14 protein-coding genes are annotated in these 14,799 nt (G+C 61.4%); 5 read left to right on the plus strand and 9 right to left on the minus strand.

Translation table 11 applies throughout. The features are described 5' to 3' along the window. Position 1: 1 nt before the first annotated feature. Positions 2–1,348: a sigma-54-dependent response regulator transcription factor AlgB gene (gene algB / locus J1G37_RS23650; protein ID WP_207045675.1), complete on the minus strand. Its 1,347-nt coding sequence runs from the start codon at positions 1,346–1,348 to the stop codon at positions 2–4. Between the two features lie 377 nt (positions 1,349–1,725). Between algB and J1G37_RS23655 the strand changes: the two genes are divergently transcribed. From J1G37_RS23655 to J1G37_RS23675, 5 genes are all read left to right on the plus strand, one after another. Beyond that, the gene (locus J1G37_RS23655) at positions 1,726–2,010 is read left to right on the plus strand and encodes a hypothetical protein (protein ID WP_207045677.1); all 285 of its coding nucleotides are present in this window, start codon (positions 1,726–1,728) and stop codon (positions 2,008–2,010) included. 80 nt (positions 2,011–2,090) lie between these two features. Then, positions 2,091–2,255, plus strand: a complete 165-nt coding sequence (locus tag J1G37_RS23660; protein WP_003170804.1) for a DUF1328 domain-containing protein — start codon at positions 2,091–2,093, stop codon at positions 2,253–2,255. A gap of 2 nt (positions 2,256–2,257) precedes the next feature. Then, complete coding sequence (locus tag J1G37_RS23665) at positions 2,258–2,725, plus strand: inhibitor of vertebrate lysozyme family protein (RefSeq protein ID WP_017734679.1); 468 nt, start codon at positions 2,258–2,260, stop codon at positions 2,723–2,725. Positions 2,726–3,287: 562 nt separating this feature from the next. Continuing rightward, positions 3,288–4,619, plus strand: coding sequence for a glutamate/aspartate:proton symporter GltP (gltP, locus tag J1G37_RS23670; protein WP_017734678.1), 1,332 nt, complete (start codon positions 3,288–3,290; stop codon positions 4,617–4,619). 97 nt (positions 4,620–4,716) lie between these two features. Next, on the plus strand, positions 4,717–5,946 hold the full coding sequence (locus tag J1G37_RS23675; protein WP_017734677.1) for a spore maturation protein: 1,230 nt from the start codon (positions 4,717–4,719) through the stop codon (positions 5,944–5,946). A 103-nt stretch (positions 5,947–6,049) separates the two neighbouring features. Here the strand turns inward: J1G37_RS23675 and J1G37_RS23680 are convergent, their stop codons facing one another. The 8 genes from J1G37_RS23680 to J1G37_RS23715 all read right to left on the minus strand — a co-directional run bounded on the left by J1G37_RS23680 (position 6,050) and on the right by J1G37_RS23715 (position 14,780). After that, positions 6,050–6,661 carry an ABC-type transport auxiliary lipoprotein family protein gene (locus J1G37_RS23680; RefSeq protein WP_207045678.1) on the minus strand — a complete coding sequence of 204 codons (612 nt, stop codon included), beginning with the start codon at positions 6,659–6,661 and terminating at the stop codon, positions 6,050–6,052. Continuing rightward, positions 6,658–7,596 carry an MlaD family protein gene (locus tag J1G37_RS23685; protein ID WP_207045680.1) on the minus strand — a complete coding sequence of 313 codons (939 nt, stop codon included), beginning with the start codon at positions 7,594–7,596 and terminating at the stop codon, positions 6,658–6,660. Before J1G37_RS23685 ends, J1G37_RS23680 begins: the two co-directional genes overlap by 4 nt. Before the next feature lies 1 nt (position 7,597). Beyond that, positions 7,598–8,401, minus strand: coding sequence for an ABC transporter ATP-binding protein (locus J1G37_RS23690; protein ID WP_124527098.1), 804 nt, complete (start codon positions 8,399–8,401; stop codon positions 7,598–7,600). After that, positions 8,398–9,546: an ABC transporter permease gene (locus tag J1G37_RS23695; RefSeq protein ID WP_124527099.1), complete on the minus strand. Its 1,149-nt coding sequence runs from the start codon at positions 9,544–9,546 to the stop codon at positions 8,398–8,400. The genes J1G37_RS23690 and J1G37_RS23695 overlap by 4 nt, the downstream gene beginning before the upstream one ends. A 54-nt stretch (positions 9,547–9,600) precedes the next feature. Then, complete coding sequence (locus J1G37_RS23700) at positions 9,601–10,632, minus strand: DUF5924 family protein (protein ID WP_207045682.1); 1,032 nt, start codon at positions 10,630–10,632, stop codon at positions 9,601–9,603. Positions 10,633–10,703: 71 nt separating this feature from the next. After that, entirely contained in the window at positions 10,704–12,086 is a 1,383-nt protein-coding gene (locus J1G37_RS23705; protein WP_207045684.1) for a pitrilysin family protein, read from the minus strand. A 57-nt stretch (positions 12,087–12,143) separates the two neighbouring features. Then, positions 12,144–13,802, minus strand: coding sequence for a Na/Pi cotransporter family protein (locus tag J1G37_RS23710; protein WP_207045686.1), 1,659 nt, complete (start codon positions 13,800–13,802; stop codon positions 12,144–12,146). A gap of 210 nt (positions 13,803–14,012) precedes the next feature. After that, positions 14,013–14,780: a TerC family protein gene (locus tag J1G37_RS23715; RefSeq protein WP_017734669.1), complete on the minus strand. Its 768-nt coding sequence runs from the start codon at positions 14,778–14,780 to the stop codon at positions 14,013–14,015. Positions 14,781–14,799 lie beyond the last annotated feature (19 nt).

The raw sequence follows: 14,799 nt of genomic DNA on the forward strand, positions 1-14,799 counted from the left end.
CTCACAGGTTGTACTGTTTGCGTTTGCGGTACAGGGTCGAGGCGTCGATACCGAGGGTGCGGGCCGCCTGGTCCAGGGTGTCGGCGGTGGCCAGCACGGCGCCGATGTGCGCTTTCTCCAGCTCGTCCAGGCTCAACGCCGCGCCGATTCGTGGGGCGTTATGGGTCGGTTGCTCGGCCATGCCGAGGCGGCTGATTTCCACCTTCTCCTGCGGGCAGATAATGCTCGCGCGCTCCACCACGTTGCGCAGCTCGCGGATATTGCCCGGCCAGCGATAGTTGAGCAGCGCCTCGCGGGCTTCATCGCTGAAGCCGCGTGCCGGCCGCGCGTATTCCTTGACGAAGCGTGCGAGGAAACGATCGGCCAGGGTCAGGATGTCTTCGCTACGTTCGCGCAGTGGCGGCAGGTGCAAGGTGATGACGTTGAGGCGGTACAGCAAGTCTTCACGGAAGCGGCCGTCACGCACCATGTCTTCCAGGTTCAGGTTGGTGGCGGCGAGGATGCGCACATCGGCGCGGCGGGTGACCGGGTCGCCCACGCGCTCGTATTCCTTGTCCTGGATAAATCGCAGTAACTTGGGCTGCAACGTGAGGGGAAAGTCGCCGATCTCGTCGAGAAATAGCGTGCCGCCGTCGGCCTGGTTGACCCGGCCCAAGGTGCTTTCGCTGGCGCCGGTAAACGCGCCGCGGCTGTGACCGAATAATTCGCTCTCCATCAGTTCTGCGGTCAGCGACGGGCAGTTGATGGTCACGCAGGATTTCTTCGCGCGTTTGCTCCAACCGTGGATGGCCCGGGCCAGTTCGCCTTTACCGGTGCCCGACTCGCCGAGGATCAAGATGTTGGCGTCGGTCCCGGCCACCTGGCGCGCGGTTTCCAGCACCACCATCATGGCCGGGCTGTGGGAGTCGAGGCCGTCTTTGGGCTGGCGCACTTCGCCTTCCAGCGCTTCCAGGCGGGCAGACAGTTGGCGTACTTCCAACTGCTTGGCGGTGGCCAGGCGCAATTGGTCCGGGCTGCACGGTTTGACCAGGTAGTCGGCGGCGCCGGCCTGGATCGCATCCACCGCGGTGTCCACGGCGGAATGCGCGGTGACGATCACCACGCGCATCCACGGCGCCTGGATGCGCATTTGCGCCAGTACATCGAGGCCGTTGTCTTCGCCCAGGCGCAGGTCCAGGAAGCACAGGTCGAACACCTGGCGTTGCATCAGTGCATCGGCCTGGGCGGCGCTGTTGGCGGTGGCCACGGTGTAGCCTTCGTCTTCCAGGCAATAACGGAAGGTGCGCAGGATAGCGGATTCGTCGTCCACTAAAAGAATGCGGCCTTGAAGTTCCTTGGCTGATTCCATCGGTGCCGCGCTCCTTAACTATGAATGATGGTGATTAGTCCCGGAATAATCGGGCAAGTTGCATGGTTTATTCTGATCGATAAAAGGAGACGTCGTGCAGGTATCTGCATGGACTCCTACAAAGCCCCGTCTGATGGCGTTTTCATGCCGTCTTGCCACTTCGGCAACCCGTCACCTGTTTTCTATCCCTTGATCCGACCGCTGGTGATCGTGCATTTCGCACGGCCCCCAGGGCGGCATCGTGCAGGATGCTGGGCTCTTCAGTTCTGTAGTTCTCTCAACTACCTGATTTTATTGAGTTTTATTATGTAAAAAAGCTGGCATGCACCCTGCAATATCCCTCTCAACGAATAATCAGAATGCGGGAGCACCACAGCATGACTCGCCAAATCCTCAGCCAATTGCACGTATCGCCACTGCGCTTGCAGCAAGGCCTGTTTGCCAGCCTGGCCCTGATGGTCACGTTGATTGGCGGCCAGCAGATGCAGCATTGGCAGCAGAGTCAGCAACAAGCCCCGCAATTCGAACATTCCGTGAAGACCCAGACCCATTTCCGTTCCGTCGGCAGCGTTGCCGCCGAGGTAACCGCCCCGCAATTGAGAGTCGCCGACCAGGATTCCACCCTGGGCGAGCTGCCCGTCCAAGAGCGTTGGGTGTTCTAGGCAAGAAAAGCGCTCGCTCACTTGAGCGGCCGTACGGCACCACCGTTGTTACCCCTTTAGAAAGCGTAAGGAGAATCACCATGTTGAGTTGGGCAATCACATTTCTGATCATCGCCATTGTGGCTGCAGTCCTGGGCTTCGGTGGTATCGCGGGCACCGCTACGGGGATCGCCAAGATTCTGTTTGTGGTCTTCCTGGTGATGTTTATCGCTTCGTTCTTCTTTGGTCGTCGTGGCCGAGGCTGAATATGACCTCCTTGTCCCTTAAAGCCCTGGTTGCCGCCGCCCTGCTGGGCGGCAGCGGCTTGGTGATGGCCGCCAACGACGGCCAATCGCGCGCCAACGAGTTGCTCAGTGCGGACCCGCAATACCGCCAGACCTGGCAAGGCGTGGTGAAGAAAGAAGAGCGCCTGCCGGAATGGGTGATGAACCTGTCGGGTACGGCTGAACAAATGAATGCCGTGGAAGAAGATGGCGACAAGTACTTGGTCGGGCCGCTCTGCGAAACCGCGGACACCTGCCTGAACAAGCGCCTGATCGTGGCCTTCAGCCTCGACAAGGACGATGCCTACGCGCTGTTGGTAGAAGTCCCGGCCGGCTTGCCGGCGGACAAGTCGCCCACGCGGCACGCTGATTACCGGTTTATCGGTAAACCGGATGCGGGCATGCAGAAGCTGCTGATGGAGCAGTTGAAGAAAGATCCGAATTGGTACTAAGGCCCTTCGGCGGGCCTGGTCACTCGTCGCACGTTCACAAACCCACGGTTTGCTGAACTTGTGGCGGGCTTGTGACTCTCATTCCCCGCTTCTCATACCGCGCATAGCCGCAAATTTCCTTTTTGCCCGATTCCAACCATTACTTGGTGTGTCGGGGCGACCACCTATCGATAAAATTTCGCCGGCACCATAGGACATTTCCGACACTGCGCCGCAGTATTCCCAGGCATTTCTGCCAACCCTTCGAAGACGTGCTGAATCTCTGAGCGAGCCGGCTTTGGCAGGTTCACGGCATATTCGCCGGACGATTTGTCGCATTTGAACTGACCGTTCGGACAGTTATTATGAAAAAAAGCCATGCCGATTCGGCATAGGGTAGGCGTTTACGGCATTAGACGTCGCTCCCTTGCATCGGAATAGTTGCGCCTTTTTTCGCCTGCCAGTAAGCCATTTCGGCCACGCTGCGGTGACCTTCCATGGAGGCAGATGCTCACACTTTTTCGCTTTCGAGCGTTGCGGCTGGCGCATTTGCCTTGAGTTCACTTGAAGTAAGGGTAATGACATGAAGAAGGCAAAGCTAAGCCTCGCCTGGCAGATCCTCATCGGTTTGGTGTTGGGGATCGCAATCGGCGCAGTGCTTAACCATTTCAGTGCTGAAAAAGCCTGGTGGATCAGCAATGTGTTGCAGCCAGCGGGCGATATCTTTATCCGCCTGATCAAGATGATCGTGATCCCGATTGTGATTTCCTCGCTGATCGTCGGCATTGCCGGTGTCGGTGACGCGAAGAAACTCGGGCGTATCGGCGTCAAGACCATCCTTTACTTCGAGATCGTCACCACCATCGCGATTGTGGTCGGCCTGCTGCTGGCCAACCTGTTCCATCCGGGTGCCGGCATCGACATGAGTACCCTGGGTACGGTCGATATCTCCAAATACCAGGCCACGGCTGCGGAAGTGCAGCACGAGCATGCGTTTATCCAGACCATTCTCAACCTGATCCCATCGAACATCTTCGCCGCCGTTGCCCGTGGTGAAATGCTGCCGATCATCTTCTTCTCGGTGCTGTTCGGCCTGGGCCTGTCGAGCCTCAAGCCGGACCTGCGCGAGCCGCTGGTGACCATGTTCCAGGGCGTGTCCGAGAGCATGTTCAAAGTCACCCACATGATCATGAAGTACGCCCCGATCGGCGTCTTCGCACTGATCGCGGTGACCGTGGCCAACTTCGGCTTCGCCTCCCTGCTGCCGCTGGCCAAGCTGGTGATCCTGGTTTACGTCGCCATCCTGTTCTTCGCCTTTGTGATCCTCGGCCTGATCGCCCGCCTGTTCGGCTTCTCGGTGATCAAGCTGATGCGCATCTTCAAGGATGAGCTGGTATTGGCCTACTCCACCGCCAGCTCCGAGACCGTGCTGCCGCGTGTGATCGAGAAGATGGAAGCCTACGGCGCGCCAAAAGCGATCTGCAGCTTCGTGGTACCGACCGGTTACTCGTTCAACCTCGACGGCTCGACCCTGTACCAGAGCATCGCGGCGATCTTTATCGCCCAGCTGTATGGCATCGACCTGTCGGTTGGCCAGCAACTGATGCTGGTCCTGACCCTGATGGTCACCTCCAAAGGCATCGCCGGTGTGCCGGGCGTTTCCTTCGTGGTGCTGCTGGCCACCCTGGGCAGCGTGGGTATCCCGCTGGAAGGCCTGGCGTTCATCGCCGGTGTCGACCGCATCATGGACATGGCGCGTACCGCCCTGAACGTGATCGGCAACGCCCTGGCCGTGTTGGTCATCGCACGTTGGGAAGGCATGTACGACGACGCCAAGGGCGAGCGCTACTGGAATTCCCTGCCGCACTGGCGCAGCAAGGACGCGGCTCCGGCCGCCCAGGCGACTCGCAGCTGATAGCGCGAGCGCTGTGAGACAAACCCCGGGAAATCCGGGGTTTGTCGTTTCTGCCAGCCCCGCTATCATTCGCCCCATCATTCGGGGGATTTAACTGATGCTCAATGGCCTGTGGCTTGGCTTCTTTGTCGTGGCAATGGTGTCAGCGCTGGTGCAGTGGCTGGTGGGCGGTAACGCCGGGATTTTTTCGGCGATGGTCGAAAGCATTTTCGCCATGGCCAAACTGTCGGTGGAAGTCATGGTGCTGCTGTTCGGCACCCTGACCTTGTGGCTGGGTTTTCTGCGCATCGCCGAAAAAGCCGGGATCGTCGATTGGCTGGCCAAGGCCCTCGGCCCGCTGTTCCGCCGCCTGATGCCGGAAGTGCCGGCTGGCCACCCCGCCATCGGCTTGATCACCCTCAACTTCGCCGCCAACGGCCTGGGCCTGGACAACGCCGCCACGCCTATCGGCTTGAAGGCGATGAAGGCCTTGCAGGAACTCAACCCGATCCCCAACACCGCCAGTAACGCGCAGATCCTGTTCCTGGTGCTCAACGCGTCCTCGCTGACGCTGTTGCCGGTGACCATCTTCATGTACCGCGCCCAACAAGGCGCCGCCGACCCGACGCTGGTGTTCCTGCCGATCCTGCTGGCCACCAGTGCCTCGACCCTGGTGGGCCTGCTGTCGGTGGCGATCATGCAGCGCCTGCGGCTGTGGGACCCGGTGGTGCTCGCGTACCTGATCCCGGGCGCGCTGGTGCTGGGTGGCTTCATGGCGCTGCTGGCGACCCTCTCCGCCACCGCGCTGGCCAGCCTCTCGTCGATTCTCGGCAATCTCACCCTGTTTGGCCTGATCATGCTGTTCCTGATCATCGGCGCGTTGCGCAAGGTCAAGGTCTACGAGGCGTTTGTCGAAGGCGCCAAGGAAGGCTTCGACGTGGCCAAGAACCTGCTGCCGTACCTGGTGGCGATGCTGTGTGCGGTCGGCGTGTTGCGTGCCTCGGGGGCGTTGGAATTCGGCTTGGAAGGGATTCGCCATCTGGTGGCCTGGACCGGCATGGACACACGCTTTGTCGATGCCTTGCCGACGGCGATGGTCAAGCCGTTCTCCGGCAGCGCCGCGCGGGCGATGCTGATCGAAACCATGCAGACCCAGGGCGTGGACAGCTTCCCGGCGCTGGTGGCGGCGACGATCCAGGGCAGTACCGAGACCACCTTCTATGTGTTGGCGGTGTACTTTGGTTCGGTGGGGATTCAGCGGGCCAGGCATGCCGTGGGCTGTGCGTTGCTGGCGGAGCTGGCGGGTGTCGTTGCGGCTATTGCGGTGTGCTACTGGTTCTTTGGCTGAGGCTGGAATCGCTATCGCAGGCAAGCCAGCTCCCACAGTTGACTGCGTTTCGTCAGGATAAACGCGATCCACTGTGGGAGCGGGCTTGCCCGCGAAGAGGCCCTCAGCGTTTCGGCGCTGTATTGCCCTGCTGCACCACCCACTCCACCACCTGCTTGTCCAACTGATCCCCCGCCAACCCAAACCCGGCCACCACCGCCGGCACCTTGGTATCACTCACCGGCTGCCTCACTTCAAACCGCCGACTGGCAATAATCCGCTGATCACTCCCACGCACCAGCCGTGCGTCGAGGCGAATCACCACCTCCACCGCGGTGCCGCGGTACTCACTCTGGAACGCCTGCAACTGCCCGCCCAGCTCATAGTCGGCTTGCAGGTTGGTGTCGTCGGTACTCAACAACGTCACCCGCCCATCGCGCTGGAACCCGTCCAGCAGGCGGTTGCGCAACAGCACCGGCGACGGATCGCTCCAGCGCGAGTTGGCATAGCTGCTGATCAGGTCACCGTTGGGGACCACGGCAATGCGCGGGCTGTCGAGAAATTCGCTGGTCTGGGGCTTGGTCACCCGCAGCGACCAGGCCACCGGCGTGCCTTGTACGGTCGCCGGTGCTGCCGCCAGGCGGTACACGTCCGAAGGGTCAGGCTTGGGCAGGATCGAGCACGCGCTCACCAGGGCCAGGGCTACAGGGACGATCAGTTGATAAGCACGCTTCATGGCGTGAACTCCTTGTTCTTGTCACTGCCCAGCAGGTAACCGCTGGGGTTGGCTTCCAGGCGGCGGGAGATGGCGCGCAGCGAGCCGAGGGTTTCGCGCAGTTCACGCACGGCCGGCGCCAGTTCGTTGAGGCCCTGCATGCCGCTGTTCACCGAGTCTTTGTTGTCGGTCAGCAAGGTGTTGATGGTGGCGGTGCTTTTTTCCAGGGACTTCATCGCCTGCTCGGCACTGCTGAACGCCTGCTTGCCTTGATCGTTGAGCAGGCCGTTGGCGTTGCGCATCAGCACGGTGGTTTGCTCCAGGGCGCCGCTGGCCTGTTTGCTCACCTGCATCAATTGCTGCATCACCACTTTGATGTCGCCGCGCTGGTCGGCGATGGCGCCGGTGGTTTGCTGCAAGTTGTCCAGGGTGTTGGTCAGGCGCTCGACGTTCTCCCGGGAGAACAGCGCGTTGGCGTTATGCAGCAGCAGGTTGATGCTGCTCATCAGGTCGTTGCTGTTGTTCAGCAGGCGCGCGATGGGTGACGGCGAGGCGATGATTTCCGGTAGGTTGCCGTCTTTGCCCTTGAGCACCGGGCTTTGTGGTGTGCCGCCGCTGAGTTGGATGATCGAGGTGCCGGTGATGCCGGTCAGCGCCAGCTTGGCCTGGGTGTCTTCCTTGATCGGCGTCTGCCCGGCCAGGCGGATGCGCGCGAGGACGCGGCGCGGGTCTTTGGGGTCCAGGCGCAGGCTGATCACGTCGCCCACCTTGATCCCGCTGTACTGCACCGAGCTGCCCTGGGACAGGCCGCTGACCGCCTCGTTGAACACCACTTCGTAATCCTGGAAGGCACTGTCGATGCTGGATTTGGCCAGCCACAGGCCAAACAGCATCGCGCCGACCACGACGATCACGCTGAACAGACCAATCATCACATGATGGGCGCGGGTTTCCATGTCATACCTCGTTGAGCGGTTGAGCGGCATCCAATGCCGCACGGCCCCGGGGGCCGTGGAAATATTCGTGAATCCAGGCGTCGTCGGTTTCCGAGACGACATCGATGGCATCCGCCACCAGTACTTTTTTCTGCGCCAGCACCGCCACGCGGTCGGTGATGGTGTACAGCGTGTCCAGGTCATGGGTGACCAGGAATACGCTCAGGCCCAGCGCGTCGCGTAGGGTCAGGATCAGTTGGTCGAATTGCGCCGCGCCAATCGGGTCGAGGCCGGCGGTGGGTTCGTCGAGGAACAGGATGTCCGGGTCCAGGGCCAAGGCGCGGGCCAGGGCGGCGCGCTTGATCATGCCGCCGGACAGCGATGCCGGGTATTTGTCCGCCGCCGACAACGGCAACCCAGCCAAGGCCAGCTTGACCGCTGCCAAGTGCTCGGCATCGCGGCGGCTGAGGCCGGCGTGTTCGATCAACGGCAGCGCAACGTTCTCGGTCACCGTCAGCGAGGAAAACAGCGCGCCCTTCTGGAACAGCACGCCAAAGCGTCGTTCTACGAGGGAACGCTCATGCTCCGAGAGGCTTGGCAGGTTCTTGCCAAACACCCGCACCTCGCCTTCGCTGGGCCGGCGCAGGCCGACAATGCTGCGCAGCAGCACCGACTTGCCGCTGCCGGAGCCGCCGACCACGGCGAGAATCTCGCCCTTGTACAAATCCAGGTCGAGGTTCTCGTGCACGCTCTGGCTGCCAAAGCGATTGCACAGCCCGCGCACTTCAATCACCGCCTCAGTGGGCGCACGGTGTAGACGACTCACCAGCCCATCTCCATGAAGAACAGCGCGGCGACCGCATCCAGCACGATCACCACAAAGATCGATTGCACCACGCTGGAGGTGGTGTGGGCGCCGACCGACTCGGCACTGCCGCTGACCTTGAAGCCTTCCAGGCAGCCGATGGCGGCGATCAGGAACGCGAAGATCGGCGCTTTCACCATCCCCACGAGGAAATGCTGCACGCCGATGTCGGATTTGAGCAGCGAGAGAAACATCGCCGGCGAAATATCCAGTGCCACGGCACACACCACGCCACCGCCGACAATGCCCGAGAGCATTGCCAAAAACGTCAGCATCGGCAGCGACACCAGCAGGGCCAATACGCGCGGCAGCACCAGCAGCTCCATCGGGTCGAGGCCGAGGGTGCGGATCGCGTCGATTTCTTCGTTGGCCTTCATCGAACCGATTTGTGCGGTAAAGGCACTGGCGGTGCGGCCGGCGATCAGGATCGCGGTGAGCAATACACCGAATTCCCGTAGGAAAGAGAACGCCACCAGGTCCACGGTGAAAATCGTCGCGCCAAAGCTCTTGAGCACCGTGGCGCCGAGAAACGCCACCACGGCGCCGACCAGGAAGGTCAGCAAGGCGACGATGGGCGCGGCGTCGAGGCCGGTCTGTTCGATATGCGCGACCATCGGCGTGATGCGCCAGCGCTTGGGGCGGAAAATTCCCCGGGCAAAGGTCTCGAGTATCAGGCCGATAAAGCCCAGCAGTTGCTTGCTGTCTTGCCAGACTTTATCCACCGCCCGGCCAATGCGCGCCAACACCTGGATGCCGGTGGCTTCTTCCGGGGCTTTATCGGGCACACAAAAATCATTGAGGGAGCGGTAGACGGTCTTGAGCAGCGCGCGGTCGGCGGCCGACAGGCTGCAATCGCTCTGCTCGGCGGATTGCTCGATGCGGGTGGGGCCCAGCAACTCCACCAGCAATGACGCGCCGGCGGTATCCAGGGCGCCGAGGCCGTTGAGGTCGATCCGGGCGCCGGCGTCGTATTGGCCGTCGAGCGTGTCCGACAGCTTTTTCAGGTCTGCGTAGTGGGCGAGCGTCCAGTCCCCCGTAATCCGCAGCAACGGAGGCGTGGAGGACGTATCGAGATGGGCTGCGCCGGCCGAGGTACTACTGGTCATAAGCTCCGAGCTTGTTTGGCTATCCACAATTCCTACGTAATAGCACGAACCTACCTACTTTGGGTTGTCCGTTTGTGCTGCGTCGATGACTTTGAAGCGCAGCACGCCGATTACTTGGCCGTCTTCGGTGAGCACCTGCACTTGCCAGCGGCCCACGGCATCACCGGGGAAATTCTGTTTATGGGTCCAGGCGCGATAGCCTTCCTTGCGCCCGCCATGGATGTCCAGGGCGATGCGGTCGACCTCTTTGCCATTGAATTTCCACACGTGGTAGATCCGCTCATCCAGGCCGCGTGGCGCGTTGATCGCGGTGTAGGCGTACAGCCCGTCAGTGCGCAGTTGGGCGACGGTGACTTCCTTGAGGTCATCCCCCGGTGTGCGGTCTTGCAACTGGGTGCTGATGGCCACTTCCGTCATCCACAGGGTGGCCGGTGGTACCCAACTGCGTAGGAACCAACCCGCGCAGCCGATGGCGGCCGTCACGCCCAGCAGCATCGCCCAGCCCTTGAGGCTGCGCAGCGGCAGGCTCACTGCCAGGCTGGGGATCGACAGCGCCATGGCCACGCCCAGGGCCAGCTTGTAACTCTCGGCGGTGGTCAGGTGCAGGATGATCGGCAGCGCGGTGAGCAGCGCGGCGAACAGGGTCAGGGTGTGCAGCGCGAGGAACAACGAGCGCTTGGGCGCGAGCCACTTGTAGTACAGCGGGTCGACGATCGACACCAGTGCAGCCGCGCCGAGCAGGCCGGTGAACAGCGATTGGCCGCTGTTCCAGGCGGTGGTGACGAAAAAGAATGGCAACACAAAAAACAGACTTTCCTGGTGGATCATCTGGGTGGCGTAGCGCAGCAGCGGCTCGGGAATTTCGCGCTTGAAGACTTTGGCAAACAGCTGGGTAAAGCTGTTTTCCAGCATCAACCACAGCCAGCTCACCAGCATGATCACCGCGATCCAACTGGCCATGCCCTGCTGGCGGTCCACCAGGATGAAGCTGCACACCCCCGAGATAAAGCCGCCGAGTGCAATCACCCCTGGGTAGCGCTTCATCAGTTCGAGGACGCGGGTGATTATGCGGGTCAGGTTTTGCATTCGGCGGTTCGCAGTCTTCGTAGGAAAAATCCCAGACAGAATAACGTCTTAGCCCTGTGCTCGGTGGCTGATTACGCGATCCGTTTGCGATAAACCCGCACGCCGATCAACACAATCGCAATCAACCCGAGTACACCGGCGCCGATCCAGCTCAGGCTGTCGTAGCTCAGCAGCGGTTTCTCGATGCGCCAGTAGCCCGGCTGCTTGAACACTTGGCGCATGGCCTGGTTGGTCTGGTCCAGGCTGACCGCCTTGATGCGTTTGGCCGGGTCGCTGAAGTGGCCGTTGTTGTAGTCGCCCGAGGCGGCCCAGTAGTAATCGGCCAGGGCGCTGTTGCCTTGCACGGCCCAGGCCTGGCGGGCGATGGCGGCTTGTTGCAGACGTGCGAAAACGACCGGGTCGAGGCCGTCCTTGAGCAGTTGCGCCTGTAGGTTTTTCAGCACTTGCTCGGCTTCGGGGAGATTTTCCCGCTCCAGGTCGGCATTGACGCTGAGGAAACCGACGCCGCCGAGTACTTCCCGTTCACTCCATGGGCCGTAGGACAGGCCGTGCTTGAGGCGCATTTCGCGGTAGAGCGCCCAGTCGAGGTAGTCCTTGAGCAGGTCGTAGGTTTCATCGTGCTGGTCGTCCAGCAGCGGTTCGGGGAACAGCCAGTGCAGCTTGGCGCTGTCACCAACCCAGCCGTGGATCAGTTCGCGCTGGCTGGCGGCGGCGTGCTGGATTTGCGGCAGTTCACGGTGTTCGCTGGGATCGACCGGGTCGAGCTGGCCGTAGGTGCGTTCCAGGTAGGCCGGCAGGAGTTTGTCGAGATCGCCGACGATGATCAGGGTCATGTTGTTGGGGGCGTACCAGTGTTTGCGCAGGTCCTCCAACTGGTCACGGGTCAACTGGCCGACTTCAGCACGTTCGGCGCATTTGAGCCCCAGTTCGACGGCGAGTTGATTGCTGGCGGTGTGGCCAAGGTCCTGGCGGTCGAGCAGGCGTTGCAGGTGGGAGTAATGGCCGCCGTCCTCACGCTCCACCACTTGCTTGGCCGCGTTGATATTGGCTTCGGTCAGTTCGGTGCGGGTGATGATCGCCAGCAGCAGGTCGAGCACCTTGCGCTGGTTTTGCGCCGGCGCCTCGATCACGAAGGTGGTGTCGGCATTGCTGGTGTAGGCGTTCCACTCGCCGCCCAGGGCTTGCATGCGGTCTTCCAGGTCGCCTTCGCCGCCGCCGTCGATGCCGCTGAACAGCAAGTGTTCGAGCAGGTGCGGCAGTTCCTTGTCTGCGCAGGCGAAGTCATCCAGGCCGACGCCGACCACCAGGCGGATCGCCACATGCCCGCGCTCGGTGCCCGGCTTGAGCAGCAATTGCAGGCCGTTGGGCAAGGTGTAGCCCTCGACTTGCAGGCGGTCAAAGGCAAAGGCGTGGGCAGAACCCATGAGCAGGCAGATGAATAACAGGCGACGCATAACTGGCTTCCTGGCGAGTGAGGTCAGTGTTAACTGACTTCACGGGCCATCGTACGTTCAGGGCGAATGTGTGATGTCGGCAATATCTTCGGCGGAGAGTGCGCCGGTGTCGGACGTTTCCAACACTACATAGGCACTGCTGCAAAACAACGAGTTGAGACGTTTCATGTCGGCAATCAGTTCTAGATGCAGGGAACTGGTCTCCAGGCTCTGTACGATCTTGCGCTGTAAACGGCTGACGTGGGCGTGGGCCAGGCGCCGTTCCTGGGCGCGAAAACGGCGCTTCTCGCGCAGCAGTTGGCGGGCGCTTTCCGGGTCGGCGCTGAGAAACACCGACAGGCCCAGGCGCAGGTTGGCAATCAACTGGCTGTGGAGGTCGGACAGTTCTTCCAGGCCGACCTCGGAGAACTGGCGGCGCTGGGAGGTTTTCTGTTGTTGGACTTTACGCAGCATGCGTTCGATCAGGTCACCGGCCAGCTTGAGGTTGATCGACAGCTCGATGATCTCGGCCCAGCGTCGGCTGTCTTGCTCGCTGAGGTCTTCGCGGGGCATTTGCGCCAGGTAGAGTTTGATCGCGCTGTACAGCGCTTCGACGTCATCGCTGAGGCTGCGCATGGCCTGGGTGATGGCGGTTTGCTTGCCGCGCAGCACTTCCTGCATCGAGGTCAGCATGTTGTCGATCAGGTCACCCAGGCGCAGGGTCTCGCGGGCGGCGTTGGCCAGTGCCAGGCTTGGCGTGGTCAGCGCTGTCAGGTCCAGGTGACGGGGTTTGGCCTTGCCGTTGAGTTCTTCGCGCTCGGGCAGCAACCAGGCACACAGGCGCGCCATCGGGCCGATGGTTGGCAACAGGATCAGGCAACGGCTGACGTTGTAGAGCAGGTGGAAGGTGATGACCATGCCCTGCATGCCGTAGTCCAAACCATCCATCCAGCGTACGAGCGGGTCGAGCACCGGGATGATCAGCAGCAGGCCGATCAACTTGTACAGCAGGCTGCCCAGCGCCACCTGGCGGCCGGCGGCGTTTTGCATGCTGGTGCTGAGGAAGGCCAGCACGCCGCTGCCAATGTTGGCGCCGATCACCAGGCCGATGGCCACATGCAAGCCGATCACACCGGCGCCGGCCAGGGTGGCGGTGAGTAGGACGGCAGCCAGGCTGGAGTAGGAAATCATCGCGAACAAGGCGCCGACCAAGGCATCCAGCAGGATGTCGCCGGTCAGCGAGGCGAAGATGACTTTGACGCCTTGGGCGTGGGTAATCGGCCCGGCGGCCTCTACGATCAATTGCAGGGCCAGCACGATCAGGCCCAGGCCGATGCCGACGCGGCCCATCTGCCCGGCCCGCGTCTGTTTGCGCGAGAGGAAGAAAATCACCCCGAGGAAGATCAGCAGCGGCGACAGCCAGGACAAGTCAAAGGTCAGCACCCGCGCCATCAGCGCGGTACCGACGTCGGCGCCGAGCATGGTCGCCAGGGCGGGCATCAGCCCCATCAGGCCTTGACCGACAAACGACGTCACCAGCATGGCCGTGGCGTTGCTGCTCTGCACCATGGCGGTCACCAGGATGCCGGCGACAAAGGCCAGCCAGCGCTTGGACATGTTCTGCCCGATGACGTGGCGCAGGTTGGAGCCGTAGACCCGCAAGATGCCGGTACGGACGATATGCGTGCCCCAGATCAGCAGGGTCACGGCGGAAAGCAGATTGAGCAAGGTCAGCATGCTCGGCCCCCCGTGTGGGTTCGCTTCAAGAGAAGCGTAGGAAAGTTGCCGCGTGCCGCTCTACGTCTTGTACTTAAGCTGTAGTTGGCGAATGGCGTGCGCGCCAGCATTGCATAGCTGAAAGGGTGATTGAAACAAAACTGTCATGAAATCAGCTTTCTGCAGACGTGAAAAAGGGGCTTGAAAAGCCCCTTTTTGACTGGCTCGGGTTTATTGACCCGGAATATCTTTGCGCAGTTTCACCGGATCCTGCTGTTTCTTCTTTTTCGCGATGGCGGTGCGCATCTTGATGTTCACCGCTTCTACCGCCAGCGAGAACGCCATGGCGAAGTAGACGTAGCCTTTTGGCACGTGCACATCGAACGACTCGGCGATCAGCACGGTACCCACGACCAGCAGGAACGACAGCGCGAGCATCTTCAGCGACGGGTGCTTGTCGATGAATTCGCTGATGGTGCCGGCGGCCAACATCATCACCAGTACCGCCACGACAATCGCAGCGACCATGACCGGTACATGGGAAACCATGCCGACGGCGGTGATCACGGAGTCCAGGGAGAACACGATGTCGATGATCGCGATCTGGATGATGGTGTAGATGAACTTGCCACCCTTGCCGCCCGGTTCTTCGTGGGTTTCGTCTTCGCCTTCCAGTGCGTGGTACATCTCCTGGGAGCTTTTCCACAGCAGGAACAGGCCACCGAAGAACAGGATCAGGTCACGCCCGGAAATGCCTTGGCCGAAGACCACGAACAGGTCGGCGGTCAGTTGCATGACCCAGGTGATCGACAGCAGCAACAGGATTCGCGTGACCATGGCCAGGGCCAGGCCGAAGATCCGGGTGCGTGCCTGCATATGCTTGGGCATGCGGCTGACCAGGATCGAAATCATGATGATGTTATCGATGCCCAGGACGATCTCGAGGGCCGTCAGGGTGAAGAAGGCAATCCAGATCTCTGGATTGGTCAGCCATTCCATGTGTATTCCTTTGAGCAAG

Source organism: Pseudomonas sp. Marseille-Q1929 (assembly GCF_017316265.1).
GTDB lineage: Bacteria > Pseudomonadota > Gammaproteobacteria > Pseudomonadales > Pseudomonadaceae > Aquipseudomonas.